Origin of the sequence: Sphingopyxis sp., from assembly GCF_040216815.1 — a bacterium.
In the GTDB taxonomy this organism is placed as follows: domain Bacteria; phylum Pseudomonadota; class Alphaproteobacteria; order Sphingomonadales; family Sphingomonadaceae; genus Sphingopyxis.
Genome location: NZ_JAVJOJ010000009.1, coordinates 201,683 through 217,530, shown reverse-complemented (window position 1 = coordinate 217,530; position 15,848 = coordinate 201,683). Strand labels below are relative to the sequence as shown.

Below are 15,848 nucleotides of genomic sequence, written 5' to 3'. Positions count from 1 at the left end.
ATTCAGGTCAATTCGCGGCCGCAACCGGCGGCGCGTCGCCGAACGACCACATGCGCTCCAGGTTATAGAAGCTGCGCACCTCGGGGCGGAAAAGGTGGACGATGACGTCGCCCGCGTCGATCAGCACCCAGTCGGCGTTGGGCAGTCCTTCGACGCGGACGCTGCGGCCCGCTTCCTGTTTGATCCGCTGCGCCAGTTTTTCGGCGATCGCCGACACGTGGCGCGTCGACCGGCCGCTGGCGATCACCATATGGTCGGCGATGCTGCTCTTGCCGGCAAGCGGGATCGAGATGGTTTCCTGGGCCTGATCCTCGTCGAGCTGGTGGAGGATCAGCGCGTGGAGCGCGTCCACGCTGTCGTTGGCAGGGGCGGCGCCGGGCGCGGCCCCCTGGGTGGCGGAGATCAAATGCGTCCTTTCTTGGTCGGTCCCGAAAGCCGCGAGCGCGTAATCGGGTCGCGCAGCGCGCGGCCTTCATAGCGTTCGAACCAGCGGGGGTTGGCCTGCCGTATCGCAGTCGCGGATCGCACATCGGGCGAAAATCGCAGAAACACGAGGGCGGGCGGTCTCCAGTCTGTCCAATGCTTTTTCTGGCCTGCGGGCCGGACAAAGCGCCGCAGCCATCCCATCGCACGTCTTGCATGGGCACGGCCATTATAGCCCGGACGCGCGACAACCGCAATCGGCATCAATCGCGCAATCTCCCGCCAATCGCGCCATTGGGGCAACTGGACCAGATTGTCGGCGCCCATGATCCAGATGAACCGGCGGTTCGGGTAACGCCGGACGAGTTTTTTAAGCGTATCGACCGTGTAGCGCGTGCCCAGCTGGGCCTCGATCGCGGTGGCGCGGATCGGTGCGCGCCGCGCCATGCGCTGCGCCGAGGCGAGCCGTGCGGGAAGCGGTGCCATGCCTGCCTTGGGCTTCAGGGGATTGCCCGGCGATACCAGCCACCACAACTCGTCCAGCTCGAGCGCGTCGATCGCGTTGCAGCTGATCGCGCGATGTCCACCATGCGCCGGATTGAAGCTGCCGCCGAGGAGGCCGGTGGGGATCATTCGGGAAAGGATTTCACCACCCGGATATGGCCAATGATCGCCCGATTAAATTTCGGCAGATCCTCGGCAGGAATCCAGTATTCCTCATGCTCGCGTCCGCCAGCCTGTTCGATGGGATAGTTGCCCAGATAGTCTGCCGATACGTCAAATTCGGTCACGAACCCCGATCCGGACGCCGGGACGTTCCAATCTCGTGCGATCTTCACGGCATAATCGAACGTCGTGACTGGATAGAAGATGGGTTGTTCTGGCAAGCGCGGCGGAAACTCCTTCATTCCGCTTCTCGCGATGAGCGACAATTCATCGGGTCCGACCGGGCGCCACAAACGGATATGGTCGGTCACGGCCGAGTCTGTCCTGTGCCGCGAACCAGCCATTTGTAGGTCGTCAGCCCCTCGAGCGCGACCGGCCCGCGCGCGTGCAGCCGGCCCGTCGCGATACCGATTTCCGCGCCAAGCCCGAATTCGCCGCCGTCGGCGAATTGCGTCGAGGCATTGTGCATCACGATGGCGCTGTCGACACCGGACAGAAATTGTTCGGCAGTCGCCGCGTCCTCGGTGACGATCGCGTCGGTGTGCTTGCTCGAATGCGCGTCGATATGCGCGAGCGCGCCTGAAAGGCCGTCGACCTGTCCGATCGAAACGATCGCGTCGAGATATTCGGTATCCCAGTCGCCGGCGCTGGCGGGTTCGACATGCGGGCTCAGCGCCGCGATGCCCTTGTCGCCGCGCACTTCGCAGCCTGCGGCGATCAGCGCGTCGATGATCGCGAGCGGAGCGGGATAGGCGCGGTCGATCAGGATCGTTTCGGTCGCCCCGCAAATGCCGGTGCGGCGCATCTTGGCGTTGACCGCGAGTTCGATTGCCTTCGCCGGATCTGCGGCGCCGTCGATGTAAAGATGGTTGATCCCGTCGAGGTGCGCGAGCACGGGTACGCGCGCCTCGTCCTGCACGCGCGCGACGAGTCCCTTGCCGCCGCGCGGAACGATGATGTCGATGACGCCCTGCGCGCGCAGCATCGCGCCGACCGCCGCACGGTCCTGCGTGGGGACAAGCTGCACCGCGTCGGCGGGCAGGCCGGCATCGACCAGCCCCGCAGCAAAGGCCGCATGGATCGCGCGGTTCGACTGGGCGGCCTCGCTGCCGCCGCGCAAGATCACGGCATTGCCCGACATCAGCCCCAGCGCGGCCGCGTCGGCGGTGACATTGGGGCGGCTTTCATAGATGATGCCGACGACGCCGAGCGGCACGCGCACGCGGCTGAGCGCCAGCCCGTTGGGGCGGGTGATGTGGTCGATGGCGCTTCCCACCGGATCGGGCAGCGCGGCCACCGCCTCGATCGCGTCGGCGATGCCCGAAAGCCGGCCCTCGTCGAGCCGCAGGCGGTCGAGCATCGCGCCCGACAGGCCGTTGGTTTGCCCGGCCGCCATATCCTTGGCATTCGCTGCCAGAATCGCCGTTGCCTCCGCGCGGATCGACCCTGCTGCCGCCTTCAGAGCCGAGGCCTTGTCGGCCGTCGGGGTCAGCGCCAGCCGTTTTGCGGCGGCGCGCGCGCGCGTACCCATGTCGGCGATCAGCGCGGCGACGTCGCTGGGCAGGGGCGGGGCGGAGAGCGTTTCAATGTTCATGGCGCGGCCCTATCATGTTTCGCGTGCCTGCCGAAAGCCCCGTTGCACCGCGCCGCTCGCGGCTTTAGGCAGGGCGCCATGACAGGGGATATCGAGGGTATCGGGAACGCCGTGACGGCGGGTCTTGCGGCACGCACGGTCGAACCGCGCCATGGCGAGGCCGTGGGCCGCGCGACGCCGATGCGCTGTCTCAACTGTGGGACGACCCTGGCCGGTTCGCATTGCCACCATTGCGGGCAGCGCGCCGATGTTCATCGCAGCTTCGGCGCGATCGGCCACGATCTCGTCCACGCGATCTTCCATTTCGAAGGCAAGATCTGGAACACGCTGCCGCTGCTTGCGTGGCGGCCGGGCGACCTGACGCGCCGCTATATCCACGGCGAGCGCGCGCGCTTCATTTCGCCGCTTGCGCTGTTCCTGTTCGCGGTTTTCCTGACCTATGCTGTGCTCGCGATGATCGGCAGCGGCGGCGATTTCGGATCGGCGCTGAGCAAGGCGGCCGACGAGCAGACGCGCACCACGGCGATCAAGGACAGCATCCAGATGGAAGTCGACCGGATCGACGCCGCGCTCGCGAAAACCGGCCTTGCGGACAACCGGCGCCGCGCGCTCGAATCCGAACGCGCGGTACTCCAACAGAGCGCCGCTTATCTTGGTGTCGCGCGCGCGCGCAGCCGGAACGAACGCGTTGCCGACCGTGCCGCGGGCCCGCCCGTGCTCGACGATCCGCGCGACCAGGTCGCAACGAGCGCCGATTTCATCTCGCGCAACAAGGTCGACACCGGCATCCCGATCATCGACGAGGGCCTCAAAAAGGCGTTCGCGAACCCCGCGCTCGTGCTCTACAAGCTTCAGGCGAACGCCTATAAATTCGCATGGGCGCTGATCCCGCTTTCGCTGCCTTTCATGTGGCTGCTCTATCCCTTCAGCCGCCGCTTTCACACCTACGACCATTTCGTTTTCGTAACCTATTCGATCTCGTTCATGCTGTTGCTGTTTGTCGTCGTGCGGCTATTGAACCTGACGATTTTCGGGGAGGCCGCGATCTTTTTCGCGATGCTCTATGTGCCTTTCCACATGTATCGCCAGCTTCGCGGTGCCTATCGCTCGTCGCGTTTCGGCGCCTTCGTTCGCGCCAATCTGCTGCTCTTTTTCAGCCTGTTCGCCGTGATCTGGTTCATGCTGTTGCTGCTCGCGCTTGGGGTCAGCGGATAGCAAATGCTGTAACAATCGGCGCGCACATATCCGCAACCGACATTCCCGGCATGAAGGAGGATAGCGATGCACGCGACATGGGGAGAGATCGACCGGCGCCTGCTGATCCAGCTGGGCACCGCAGGGCTGGCGGCGCTGGCGCTGCCCGGCGCGGCGCGGGCGGCGATGGCGCAAGGCTTTACCCACGGCGTCGCGAGCGGCGAACCCGGCGCGCATTCGGTGCTGCTCTGGACACGCTACGCCGCCGCCAACGACACGCGCCTCACCGCCGAACTTTCCGAAAGCGCCGATTTTGCGCGCATCGCCGGGGGTGGCAGCGTGACGGCGATGGGCGAGCGCGATCATGTCGCGAAAATCACGGTGGACGGGCTGGAAGCGGGGCGTTGGTATTATTATCGCTTCGTTGCACCCGACGGGACGAAGTCGATCACGGGACGCACGCGAACGCTTCCCGCCGGGCCGACGAGCGCCTTTACCCTTGCTCTCTTTTCATGCTCGAACCTGCCCTTCGGCTGGTTCAACGCCTATGCCCATGCTGCGGCGCGGCAGGATATCGACCTTGTCGTCCATGCGGGCGACTATCTCTATGAATATCCGGTCGGCAACTATCCCTCGGCGGAGCAGGCGCTGCCCGGCCGCGACATCCAGCCGACGCACGAGATGGTCAGCCTCGCCGACTATCGCCTGCGCTACGCTTCCTATCGCGCCGATCCCGACCTTCAGCGGCTGCACGCGCATTTCCCGATGATCGCCCAATGGGACGACCATGAATTCACCAACGATGCGTGGAAGGGAGGGGCCCAGAACCACAATGCGGGCGAGGGCGACTGGACCGTCCGCATGGCCGCGGCCGAACGCGCTTACCGCGAATGGATGCCGGTCGCCGACACGCGCTGGCGCGACTATCAGGTCGGCGACCTCGCGACGATTTTCCTCCCCGAAACGCGCGTCACCGGCCGCGACCGGCAGTTCGAGATCGGCGAGATCATTGCCGGTGCCGGCGATCCGGCGGCGCGGCTCAAGGCCTTTGCCGAGACCGACTATCGCGATCCGGCGCGCCAGATGCTCGGCGCCGAACAGGAAAAATGGCTGTTCGACGGCTTCGCGCGCTCGTCCAGGGCGGGAACACGCTGGCAGGTCTGCGCGCAGCAGGTGGTGATGGGCAGCGTTTTCACCCCGCCCGAAACCCGCGACTGGTTCGCGGGCGACCAGCCCGACTATGCCCGCCGCCGCGTCGAAACGGGGCAGTTGGCGGCGAAGGCGGGACTGCCGCTCAACCTCGATGCGTGGGACGGCTATCCTGCGGCGCGTTCGCGCCTGCTCGCCGCCGCGCAGCGCGCCGACGCCGACCTCGTCACGCTCACCGGCGACACGCACAACGCCTGGGCGTTCGATCTCGAAGAGGACGGCCGTGCGGCGGGCATCGAGATCGCGGGACACAGCGTCACGTCGCCGGGATTGGAAAGCCATATCCGGGGCGTCGGCAACGCGGTGCGCGTCGCCGCGCTTCGCCGTTCGTCGCCGCAGCTCAAATGGGCGAATACCGAAGACCGCGGCTATGTGACCGTGCGGCTGACGCGCGAGCGCGTGACCGCGAACTGGCACAGCGTCGAAACGATCCGCGCGCATTCGCCTCTGCTGAAAGCGACGCACAGCATGACCGCGATGCGCGGCAAGCGGAGGTTCGACATCGCTTGACACTCATAACTGGATGGTTATGAATTATCCATAACTGAGGAGTTATGGATTAATGGAGTCGCCCACCGACATATTGTTCAAGGCGCTCGCCGATCCGACGCGCCGCGCCTTGTTCGAACGGCTTTGTCTTGATGGCGAGGCGACGGTTGGTGCTCTCACCGCAGGCGCCGGTATTTCGCAGCCCGCGGTTTCGAAACATCTCGGCGTGCTCAAACAGGCGGGGCTGGTGCGCGATCGGCACGAGGGCCGCCAGACGCATTACCGTGCGCAGCAGCGCGCGCTCGCGCCGCTTGTCGACTGGACCGGGCGCATGAACCGCTTCTGGGAAGCGCGGTTCGACGACCTCGAAGATTTGCTGAAAAGGATGGATCAATGACCGACACCGATGTGCGCCGCGTGACCGTGGAGCGCGAAATTCCGCATCCGCCCGAAAAAATCTGGCGCGCGTTGACGACGCAGCATCTGGTCGAGGAATGGCTGATGAAGAATGATTTCGCGCTCGACCTCGGCCATCGTTTCCAACTCAGCGGCGACTGGGGCCATGTCGATTGCGAAATTCTGGACGTCGATCCGGGGCGGAGCCTCTCTTATAGCTGGAATCACGCACACGACGATCCGGCGTACCGTCTCGACAGCACCATTACCTTCGCGCTCGAACCCACCGCGGCAGGGACGTTGCTTCGTATGGAACAGGTCGGTTTCCGCCCCGACCAGAAGCAGGCCTTCGGCGGCGCCCAGAGCGGCTGGAAGATCCATCTCGAAAATCTGGAAAAGGTGGTCGCTACGCTCGATTGATCAGGCAGGGAGAATATTATGAACTGGAGTCTTTGGGTCCGGCAGTTTCACCGCTGGGTGTCGATTCTCTTCACCGCGATCGTCATCGCGATCTTCGCGATGCTCGGCGCGGGGCAGCAACCGGCCGAGTGGGTCTATTACCTGCCGTTGCCGCCGCTTTTCCTGCTGATGTTCTCCGGCCTCTATATGTTTTTCCGGCCCTATTTCCGCAAAGGCGGCGGAGCGAACATGACTTGATCCGCCACCACGGTCTTCCGCCGGGATGACGAATAAGGTCATGGAGCGCCCAGCCGGTCATTTCTTCGCTCTTGCCCTCCGTCCTTGCCATGCGGCCCCCAATCACTAAGCAGGGGGCGATGCCCGCCACCGCTCCCAAACCCGCCAACAGCAACGCCGCGATGCCCGGCGCAACGCCGATGATGGCGCAATATTGGTCGCTGAAGGACAAGGCGGGCGATTGCCTGCTCTTTTACCGCATGGGCGACTTTTTCGAGCTGTTCTTCGACGATGCCAAGGCGGCGGCGGCGACGCTCGACATCGCGCTCACCTCGCGCGGCGAACATGGCGGACAGCCGGTGCCGATGTGCGGGGTGCCGGTCCACGCCGCCGAATCCTATCTTGCCCGGCTGATCCGCGCCGGCCACCGCGTCGCGATTGCCGAACAGGTCGAAACGCCGGCAGAGGCGAAGGCGCGCGGCGGGTCGAAGGCGCTTGTCGCGCGCGACATCGTGCGGTTCGTGACGGCGGGAACGCTGACCGAGGAAAGCCTGCTCGAAGGGCGCAGCGCGAACCGGCTTGCCGCGCTGGCGCGGGTCGGGAGCGAGGGCGAGGTGGCGATCGCCGCCGCCGATATTTCGACCGGGCGCTTCGAAGTGGTGGCGATCCCCGCGCAGGCGGTCGATGCCGAACTGGCGCGACTTGCGCCGTCAGAGCTTTTGCTGAGCGAAAGCGCCGACGACCTGCCGATCGCCGCGGCGCGCCAGATCGTGCGCCGCCCGCCGTCGGACTTTGCGAGCGCGGCTGCGCAGACGCGGCTCGAAAGCTTTTTCGGCGTCCGGACGCTCGACGGGTTCGGCGCATTTTCGCGCAGCGAAATCGCCGCGATGGGCGCGCTTGTCGCCTATCTCGACCATGTCGGAACGGGGTCGCCGACCTTTCTCCAGCCGCCGCTGCGCCACCGCGCGTCGGATCGCATGGCGATCGACGCCGCGACGCGCGAGAGCCTCGAACTGATCCGGACGATGGCCGGAACGCGCGAGGGCAGTTTGCTGGGGACGATCGACCGCACGGTGACGGCGGCGGGTGCGCGCCTGCTCGCCGACGATCTCGCCAGCCCGCTCACCGACCGGGCGGCGATTCTCGACCGGCTCGACCTCGTCGACGCGCTCGCGCGCGATGCACTGTGGCGCGGCGAGCTCCGCGCGGCGCTTCGTGCGCTGCCCGACGCGGGGCGCGCGCTCGGGCGCCTCGTCGCGGGGCGCGGCGGGCCGCGCGATCTTGCGCAGCTCCGCGATGCGCTGGGCGGCGCGCGGCGCCTGCGCGAACATCTTGCGCGCCGTGCCGACCTGCCGCCTTTGCTCGCCCGCCTGCTGCCGGGGCTCGACGGCCATGGCGTGTTCGTCGACGAACTGACCCGCGCGCTTGTCGAATCGCCGCCGGTCGACGCGGCGCAGGGCGGCTATATCGCCGAAGGCTATGACCATGCGCTCGACGCGCTGCGCGAAACCGCGCGCGACGGACGCAAGGCGATTGCGGCATTGGAGGCAGAGTATCGCGAGCGGACCGGCATCGCCTCTTTGAAGATCCGCCACAATGGCGTGCTCGGCTATCATGTCGAGGTGCCCGCGAAGCACGCGGACGCGCTGATGACGCCCGATTCGGGCTTCACCCACCGGCAGACGCTTGCCGGGGCGGTGCGTTTCAACTCGTCCGATCTCCATGAAGCCGCGAGCCGCGTCACGCAGGCGGGCGTCCACGCGGTCGCCGCCGAGGCCGCGCATCTCGAGGCCTTGACGGACGCCGCGATCCAGCGGCGCGAGGCGATCGCCGCCTCGTGCGACGTGCTGGCGCGCCTTGATGTCGCAGCGGCGCTCGCCGACCATGCGATGAGTCACAATTGGTGCCGCCCCGAGCTTGCCGATACGCCGTGCCTCGACGTCGCCGGCGGGCGCCATCCGGTCGTCGAGGCGGCGCTCGCGAAATCGGGCGAACGCTTTGTTCCCAACGATGTCGCGCTCTCCGAAACCGACCGGCTCTGGCTGGTGACGGGCCCGAATATGGGCGGTAAATCAACCTTTCTTCGCCAGAATGCGCTGATCGTCGTGCTCGCGCAGGCGGGCGCGTTCGTCCCGGCGGCGGCCGCGAAGCTCGGCCTCGTCGACCGGCTGTTCAGCCGTGTCGGCGCCAGCGACAATCTCGCACGCGGGCGCTCGACCTTCATGGTCGAAATGGTCGAAACCGCCGCGATCCTTGCGCAAGCGACGCCCGACAGCTTTGTTATATTGGATGAGGTCGGGCGCGGCACCTCGACCTACGACGGGCTGGCGCTCGCCTGGTCGGTGGTCGAGGCGGTGCATGAGGTCAATCGCTGCCGCTGCCTTTTTGCCACGCACTATCACGAACTCACGCGCCTCGCCGAAAGCCTCGATGCGCTTTCGCTCCACCATGTCCGCGCGCGCGAATGGCAGGGCGATCTTGTCCTGCTCCACGAAGTCGCAGCAGGTCCCGCCGATCGCAGCTACGGCCTTGCGGTCGCGCGCCTCGCGGGCGTTCCCGCGGGCGTCGTCAAGCGCGCCGAAGCCGTGCTCGCGAAGCTCGAGGCCGGGCGCGAGAAGACCGGCGGGCTCGCCGCGGGGCTCGACGACCTGCCGCTCTTCGCCGCAACGCTCGCCGAAGCCCCCGCCGCCGCGACCGACGCGCTGCGCGCTGCGCTCGCGGCGATCGATCCCGACGCGCTCGCCCCGCGCGAGGCGCTCGACGCGCTCTATGCGCTCAAACAGCTGCTGGCGGACGAGGCATGAGCGAGTTGTTCGCCAATCTCGACCAGCGCCGCGCGATCATCAATCGCCGCGCGCTCGCGGGCGAGCTCGATGCGATCGCCGCCGCAAGCAGCGACACCGGCAAGCGGCGCCGCGCGATGGTCGATCTGCTGAAAAGCGCGCTCGAAGCGGGCCGCGCCGAGGTCGAACGCCGCCTGCACGATCATCCCTCGTCGGGGCGCGTCGCGGCGCAGGCGACCGCCTTTCTGATCGACCAGATCGTTCGGCTCAGCCACGATTTCATCGTCCAGCATCTTTATCCGGCAAACAACCGTTCGGCGGGCGAGCGGATCACGCTGATCGCGGTCGGCGGTTATGGTCGCGGCGAAATGGCGCCGCACAGCGACATCGACATCGGCTTCCTGACGCCGTTCAAGCAGACGAGCTGGACCGAACAGGTGATCGAGGCGCAGCTCTATACGCTGTGGGACCTGGGGCTGAAGGTCGGCCATTCGAGCCGCTCATTGGACGAGATGGTGCGCGCGGCAAAGGACGACCTCACGATCCGCACGGCTTTGCTCGAAGGACGTTTCATCTGGGGCGACCGCGACCTTTACGATTCGGCGTCGGCGCGCTTCGATGCCGAGGTCGTCGCAGGCAATGCGCGCGCTTTTGTCGCCGAAAAGCTTGCCGAACGCGACGAACGGCACAAGCGGATGGGCGATTCGCGCTATGTGGTCGAACCGAATGTGAAGGAGGGCAAGGGCGGTCTGCGCGATCTTCACACGCTCTTCTGGATCGGCAAGTTCATCCACCGCGTGCGCACGGTGCCCGAACTGGTCGATGCGGGGTTGATGTCGGCGCGCGAGCTCAAGCAATTCGCGCGCGCCGAAAATTTCCTGCTCGCGGTGCGCTGCCACCTTCATATTCTCGCGGGCCGGGCCGAGGACCGGCTGACCTTCGATTTCCAGCGCGAGATCGCGAACCGGATGAAATTCGCCGACCGGCCGGGCAAGAGCGCGGTCGAGCGCTTCATGCAGCTCTATTTCCTCCATGCGAAGAGCGTCGGCGACCTGACCGGCACCTTCCTCGCGCATCTCGACGATCAGATGGCGGCGCGCGGGCGCCGCTTCCTCCCCTCGATCCGGCGGCGGCCGGGCAAGCTTCACGGCTTCGTCCTCGACCGCGGCCGCCTGGCGTTGCCGTCGAGCGATTTTTTCGCGGCCGACCCGGTGCGGCTGATCGAGATTTTTGCGCTCGCCGACAAGCATGGGCTCGAAATCCATCCGCAGGCGATGCGGCAGGCACGCCACGACGCCAAGCTGATCGAGACCGAAGGGGTGCGCCGCAATGCGCGCGCCAACGAACTTTTCGTCGATGTGCTGACCAGCCCGCGCGACCCCGAAACGGTGCTGCGCTGGATGAACGAGGCGGGGGTGTTCGGGCGGTTCGTTCCGGATTTCGGCCGCGTCGTCGCACAGATGCAGTTCGACATGTATCACCATTATACGGTCGACGAACATACGATCCGCGCGATCGGCCTGCTGGCCGAGATCGAGCAGGGGCGCCTCAAGGAAGATCATCCGCTGTCGACCGCGATCATGGATCAGATCCATTCGCGGCGCGTCATCTATGTCGCGGTGCTCCTCCACGACATCGCCAAGGGGCGCGGTGGCGATCATAGCGTGCTCGGCGCCGAACTCGCTTTACGGGTATGCCCGCGGCTGGGTTTGAGCGAGGCGGAGACCGAAACCGTCTCGTGGCTCGTGCGCTATCACCTGCTCATGTCGGCGACGGCGTTCAAGCGCGACCTCGCCGATTTCAAGACGATCCTCGATTTCGCGCAGGTCGTGCAAAGCCCCGAACGGCTGCGGCTGCTGCTCGTCCTCACCGTCGTCGACATCCGCGCGGTCGGCCCCGGCGTGTGGAACAGCTGGAAACGGCAATTGCTGTCCGAACTGTTCGACGCCGCCGAGGAAGTGCTGCGCCTCGGCCACAAGCAGCGCGGGCGCGAACAGCGGATCGCGAGCAAGAAGGAAGCCGTCGCGGCGCAATTCGGTTTCGACCGGAAAAGCTTCGACAAGGTCGCGCGGCGTCTGCCCGAAAGCTATTGGATCGCCGAGCCGGTCGAGGTCATCGCCGCGAACCTTGTCCATATCCGCCAGGCGGGCGACGCGCCGCTGCACATCGCCGCGGTCCCCGACGACGATCGCGGCGCGACGCTGGTGATGGTACTCGCCGCCGACCATCCGGGGCTCTTTTATCGCATCGCGGGGGGCATTCACCTCGCCGGCGGCAACATCATCGACGCGCGCATTCACACGACGCGCGACGGCCTCGCGCTCGACAATTTCCTTGTTCAGGACCCGATCGGCCGTCCGTTCGACGAGCCGGGGCAGATCGCGCGCCTCACCCGTGCGATCGAGGACGCGCTCGCCAACCGGCAGAAACTGCTCCCGAAGCTGGAGGCGCGCGCGCTGCCGCGCACCCGCGCCGAGGCGTTCCGTATCGCCCCCAGCGTTTTCGTCGACAACAAGGCGTCGAATCGCTTCACGGTGATCGAGGTCAACGCGCAGGATCGCCCGGCGCTTCTGAACCAACTCGCCTATGCGCTGTTCCAGTCGAAGGTGACGGTGCACAGCGCGCACGTCGCCACCTATGGCGAGCGGGCGGTCGATACTTTTTACATTACCGACCTGATCGGCGACAAGATCGACAGCGCCGCGCGCGTGAAGACGCTGGAAAGGCGGCTGCTGGAGGCCGCGGCGAGCGGCAACGAGGAAATCGTCGCGGCCTAGAAGTCGAACCCCTGCTGGACCGGCGCGAGAGCCACGCCTTCGAGCCGCAGCATATGCGCCTTCGACAAGGCACCGCCCGGTGCCGAAAAGCCTCCGATCATGCCGCCCGCCGCCATGACCCGGTGGCAGGGAATGATCAGCGGTAAGGGATTGGCCGCCATCGCCTGCCCCACCGTACGAGACTGTTCGGGTCCCACGCCGAGCCTCCGTGCGACGGCGCCATAGGTCGTTGTTTCGCCCCAGCGGAGCGTGCGGACATGGTCATAGACGCCGACAAAGAAAGACGGCTGCTCGCCAAGGTCGATCGGCACCGCGAAAAATTCGACCTGCTTGCCGTCGAAATAGTGGATCGCGGCGTCGATCACCGCGGCGATGTGTGCCGGTGGTTCGGCGCGAGCCGCATCGGGCAGGCGCCGCCGGAGCGCCCGCTCGGTTTCGGATGCGGCTGGCGCGGGCAATCGCAACGCGGTGACGGCGGCTCCCGACCAGCCGATTGCCGCGACCCCGGCGGCGGTTTCGAAAAGCTGATACTGGCTTTGCCCGGCCATGCGTTGCTCCGTCGTTGCGGCAGATATAGGACTGGGTTGCACCGAAGCCAAAGCGGCGCGGCTCATGCCTGATAGGTCAGGCGGCTTGGGGGCGGAGCGGTCGATACGGCCGCCGCACAATCCCTTCAATAACCGGCATTCCTCCAAAAAAATGGCTGTCGCTGTCGCTGCAAGCGGTGGCCGCCTAGACCTGCCCCGGCGCCCGCGCCCGGATGAAGTTTTCGAGCGCGGTGAACAGCATTTCGCGTGCGTCGCTGCCCAGCATTTCGGCGGTGAGCAAATCGAACCCGACGCGATCGCCGCACACCGCGGCGCCGACGGTCGCGGCGAGCAGCGCCTCGTCGAAGCTCAGCCGCGGGCAGCAGGGCGGGGCGACGGCAAAGGGGTCGGGCCAGATATGCGCCACGGCTTCGACGACCAGCCGGAACCGGCGCGCCGCCAGAATATTGCCCCAGCGCCGTTCGAGTTCGGGCATGGGGTCGCGGCCGCCCCGGCGGCAGAGGATCGAATAGCGCAGCGCGAGTACCGTCTGCGCCGCCTCGACCGACAGATCGCGCACCAGCGGCTGTTTGGTCAGTTGGCGGATCAGCGTGCTGCTTTGCATGATTGGTCTCTCCCGGAGCGAAGCAGTCCGCCGGTCTGCTGCCTCCTCAGCGGAAAAAAGATGCCGGCCGCCTTGACGCAGCTTGAAGGTGCAGCGGCCGGCAGGAGGGGACTGCCCGACTGTGCTATTGAGAATTAGTCGCAAAGACAAGCAAAAAATGAGGCGCTCGAAAGCGCCCCTGAAAATCAGCTTTCATATCGTCATCCCGGCGCAGGGTGTTCAGAGGCACGTGACTCTGAAACACGATCTCACCCTGACGGTTGACCGCACCGGCGAGATCCCGGCCTTCGCCGGGATGACGGATGCGGATCAATCGTCGCCCGCGGGCTTCGACTGGAGCTGGATATAATTTTCGATACCCATGCGTTCGATCATCTCGAACTGCTTTTCCAGTTCGTCGACATGATGTTCTTCGCTTTCGAGGATGTCGGCGAACAGGTCACGGCTGACATAGTCGCGCACGCTTTCCGAATGCGCGATCGCATCCTTGAGCAGCGGGATCGCTTCCTCTTCGAGCGCAAGATCGGCCTTCAATATTTCTTCGACCGTTTCGCCGACGCGCAACCGCCCGAGCAGCTGGAAATTGGGCAGGCCGCCCAGAAAGAGAATGCGGTCCGCCAGCTTGTCGGCATGTTTCATCTCGTCGATCGATTCCTCGCGCTCAAAATGCGCAAGCCGCGCGACGCCCCAATTGTCGAGCATACGGTAGTGCAGCCAATATTGGTTGATCGCGGTCAGCTCGTTCTTCAGCGCTTCGTTGAGGAAATCGATGACCTTTTCGTCGCCCTTCATGATATTCAGTCCTGTCATTTTCTTGGGGTAGGGAGTGGCGGCATTATACCGCCCCCGACCCCATCAGGCCAAGGGTGAAAATGGCAGAAAACTGCGGAAGATCAGGCGGCTGCGGTGGCGTCGCTGATGATATTGCGAGCGAATGACAGGCACTGGCCGCATTTGGGTTTGCGACCCAATTGCGCATAAGCCGCCTTGGCGCACCGCAATCCGCCATTCCGCGCGACGTCGCGCAGCTGGCTTTCCCTTATTGCGTTGCAGACACAGACGACCATGTGCGAATCCTTCTCAACAATCCCGATTTAGGGATAGTGCGACAGATTCGCAAGAAGAAAGATGCGAGTGGTTCGCAATCCGAAGACGCGCATTTTTCACGGGCACGGCCCTTGCCCGGCAGGCGATTCGCGGGCATAGGCGCGCGCATCTTCACGCCCTTCCAGAACAAAGGTCCGCCCGATGAAAGTCAATGTCTATGTGACGCTCAAGCCGGGGGTACTCGACCCGCAGGGCAAGGCGATCCATCACGCGCTCGAGGGGCTGGGCTTTGACGGCGTCAGCGATGTACGCGCGGGCCGCTTCATCGAACTCGATGTCGCCGATGGGACGAGCGACGCCGATCTCGACGCGATGTGCGCCAAGCTGCTCGCCAACACGGTGATCGAAAACTATCGCATCGAACGCGCTTGAGCGCCGACAAGGAGCCTGCCCCATGAAGACCGCCGTTATCGTCTTTCCCGGCTCCAACTGCGACCGCGACATGGCGGTCGCGCTAGAGGCCGTCACCGGACGCGCGCCCGCGATGGTCTGGCACCGCGAGACCGATCTGCCGCAGGGCACCGATTTTGTCGCGCTTCCTGGCGGCTTTTCCTATGGCGACTATCTCCGCTCGGGCGCGATGGCGGCGCGCTCGCCGATCCTTCGTGCAGTGTCCGATGCGGCGGCGCGCGGCGTCCCGATTCTCGGTATCTGCAACGGTTTTCAGGTGTTGACCGAGGCGGGCCTTCTTCCCGGTGCGCTGATGCGCAACGCGGGCCTCAACTTCGTCTGCCGCACCGTGCCGCTGAAGGTCGAGAATAGCCAGTCGCTGTTCACCGCGGGCTACAGCGCGGGCGAGGAGATTGCCATTCCCGTCGCGCATCACGACGGCAATTATTTTGCCGACGCCGAAACGCTCGACCGGATCGAGGGCGAGGGACGTGTCGCCTTTCGTTACCTCGATGCCGTCAACGGCTCGGCGCGCGACATTGCGGGCGTGCTCAGCAGTGCGGGCAATGTGCTCGGCATGATGCCGCATCCCGAACGCGCGATTGATCGCGCGCACGGCGGCACCGACGGGTTACGTCTGTTCGAGGCTGCGCTCGGCGTAATCGCCTGAACGCTGCCGCTTCTCCGCGCCGGCGGCGATGCGCTCGCCACGCGGAAACCAGCGGCCGACCAGCGCCAGCACGGTCGGCCAGAATATCGTGTTTCTTATGTCGTGCCAGTGCGCCGCGTCGGGTTGCAGCGCGCTGTTCCGCGTTTCGTTCACAATGTCGAGCCACTCGCCGCCCAGCGCCATCGCCAGCACCGCGAGCCAGGCAACGAACCACCCGCCACGCCAGCGCCACGCAAAGCGCACGACAAGGAAGAGCGCGAGCCCGAAATAGATATGCAGGGCGTCCTTGCTGAGTTCGCTGGTCGTGACGAACCACAGCTTCTGTTCCTGAAACAATGCGGCCAGTTGAATCAATGTCATTC

The 15,848-nt window shown here is 65.6% G+C and carries 18 protein-coding genes; 9 read left to right on the top strand and 9 right to left on the bottom strand.

The window, feature by feature from the left end; translation table 11 throughout:
- Positions 1–7: 7 nt before the first annotated feature.
- From rsfS to RIA72_RS11580, 4 genes are read right to left on the bottom strand one after another with little or no spacing between them, the layout of a single operon-like run.
- Positions 8–406 carry a ribosome silencing factor gene (gene rsfS / locus RIA72_RS11595; RefSeq protein ID WP_179494247.1) on the bottom strand — a complete coding sequence of 133 codons (399 nt, stop codon included), beginning with the start codon at positions 404–406 and terminating at the stop codon, positions 8–10.
- Positions 403–1,056, bottom strand: coding sequence for a nicotinate-nucleotide adenylyltransferase (locus tag RIA72_RS11590; RefSeq protein WP_350032213.1), 654 nt, complete (start codon positions 1,054–1,056; stop codon positions 403–405). Before RIA72_RS11590 ends, rsfS begins: the two co-directional genes overlap by 4 nt.
- On the bottom strand, positions 1,053–1,400 hold the full coding sequence (locus RIA72_RS11585) for a hypothetical protein (RefSeq protein WP_350032212.1): 348 nt from the start codon (positions 1,398–1,400) through the stop codon (positions 1,053–1,055). The genes RIA72_RS11590 and RIA72_RS11585 overlap by 4 nt, the downstream gene beginning before the upstream one ends.
- Positions 1,397–2,683, bottom strand: coding sequence for a glutamate-5-semialdehyde dehydrogenase (locus RIA72_RS11580; protein ID WP_350032211.1), 1,287 nt, complete (start codon positions 2,681–2,683; stop codon positions 1,397–1,399). The genes RIA72_RS11585 and RIA72_RS11580 overlap by 4 nt, the downstream gene beginning before the upstream one ends.
- A 78-nt stretch (positions 2,684–2,761) precedes the next feature.
- Between RIA72_RS11580 and RIA72_RS11575 the strand changes: the two genes are divergently transcribed.
- The 7 genes from RIA72_RS11575 (at position 2,762) to RIA72_RS11545 (ending at position 12,167) form a co-directional block, all read left to right on the top strand.
- Positions 2,762–3,898, top strand: coding sequence for a DUF3667 domain-containing protein (locus tag RIA72_RS11575; RefSeq protein WP_350032210.1), 1,137 nt, complete (start codon positions 2,762–2,764; stop codon positions 3,896–3,898).
- A gap of 66 nt (positions 3,899–3,964) precedes the next feature.
- Positions 3,965–5,596 carry an alkaline phosphatase D family protein gene (locus RIA72_RS11570; protein ID WP_350032209.1) on the top strand — a complete coding sequence of 544 codons (1,632 nt, stop codon included), beginning with the start codon at positions 3,965–3,967 and terminating at the stop codon, positions 5,594–5,596.
- 52 nt (positions 5,597–5,648) lie between these two features.
- Complete coding sequence (locus RIA72_RS11565; RefSeq protein WP_350032208.1) at positions 5,649–5,972, top strand: ArsR/SmtB family transcription factor; 324 nt, start codon at positions 5,649–5,651, stop codon at positions 5,970–5,972.
- Complete coding sequence (locus tag RIA72_RS11560) at positions 5,969–6,391, top strand: SRPBCC family protein (RefSeq protein ID WP_350032207.1); 423 nt, start codon at positions 5,969–5,971, stop codon at positions 6,389–6,391. Before RIA72_RS11565 ends, RIA72_RS11560 begins: the two co-directional genes overlap by 4 nt.
- An 18-nt stretch (positions 6,392–6,409) precedes the next feature.
- Positions 6,410–6,628, top strand: coding sequence for a hypothetical protein (locus tag RIA72_RS11555; RefSeq protein ID WP_350032206.1), 219 nt, complete (start codon positions 6,410–6,412; stop codon positions 6,626–6,628).
- Between the two features lie 119 nt (positions 6,629–6,747).
- Entirely contained in the window at positions 6,748–9,411 is a 2,664-nt protein-coding gene (gene mutS / locus RIA72_RS11550; RefSeq protein ID WP_350032205.1) for a DNA mismatch repair protein MutS, read from the top strand.
- The gene (locus RIA72_RS11545; RefSeq protein WP_350032204.1) at positions 9,408–12,167 is read left to right on the top strand and encodes a [protein-PII] uridylyltransferase; all 2,760 of its coding nucleotides are present in this window, start codon (positions 9,408–9,410) and stop codon (positions 12,165–12,167) included. Before mutS ends, RIA72_RS11545 begins: the two co-directional genes overlap by 4 nt.
- Here the strand turns inward: RIA72_RS11545 and RIA72_RS11540 are convergent.
- The 4 genes from RIA72_RS11540 to RIA72_RS11525 form a co-directional block, all read right to left on the bottom strand.
- Positions 12,164–12,715 carry a methylated-DNA--[protein]-cysteine S-methyltransferase gene (locus RIA72_RS11540; RefSeq protein ID WP_350032203.1) on the bottom strand — a complete coding sequence of 184 codons (552 nt, stop codon included), beginning with the start codon at positions 12,713–12,715 and terminating at the stop codon, positions 12,164–12,166. The genes RIA72_RS11545 and RIA72_RS11540 overlap by 4 nt on opposite strands.
- Before the next feature lie 184 nt (positions 12,716–12,899).
- Complete coding sequence (locus RIA72_RS11535; protein WP_350032202.1) at positions 12,900–13,319, bottom strand: addiction module antidote protein; 420 nt, start codon at positions 13,317–13,319, stop codon at positions 12,900–12,902.
- A gap of 309 nt (positions 13,320–13,628) precedes the next feature.
- Positions 13,629–14,111 carry a bacterioferritin gene (gene bfr / locus RIA72_RS11530; protein ID WP_011540899.1) on the bottom strand — a complete coding sequence of 161 codons (483 nt, stop codon included), beginning with the start codon at positions 14,109–14,111 and terminating at the stop codon, positions 13,629–13,631.
- Between the two features lie 101 nt (positions 14,112–14,212).
- A complete protein-coding gene (locus RIA72_RS11525; RefSeq protein ID WP_120219178.1) occupies positions 14,213–14,386 on the bottom strand; it encodes a (2Fe-2S)-binding protein in 174 nt (57 codons plus the stop codon).
- A gap of 181 nt (positions 14,387–14,567) precedes the next feature.
- On the opposite strand from RIA72_RS11525, the gene purS reads away from it, so the two are divergent.
- Positions 14,568–14,798: a phosphoribosylformylglycinamidine synthase subunit PurS gene (purS, locus tag RIA72_RS11520; RefSeq protein WP_350032201.1), complete on the top strand. Its 231-nt coding sequence runs from the start codon at positions 14,568–14,570 to the stop codon at positions 14,796–14,798.
- A 22-nt stretch (positions 14,799–14,820) separates the two neighbouring features.
- Entirely contained in the window at positions 14,821–15,486 is a 666-nt protein-coding gene (purQ, locus tag RIA72_RS11515) for a phosphoribosylformylglycinamidine synthase subunit PurQ (protein ID WP_350032200.1), read from the top strand.
- On the opposite strand, the gene RIA72_RS11510 is transcribed toward purQ, so the two are convergent.
- On the bottom strand, positions 15,448–15,846 hold the full coding sequence (locus RIA72_RS11510; protein WP_350032199.1) for a hypothetical protein: 399 nt from the start codon (positions 15,844–15,846) through the stop codon (positions 15,448–15,450). The genes purQ and RIA72_RS11510 overlap by 39 nt on opposite strands.
- Positions 15,847–15,848: the final 2 nt, after the last annotated feature.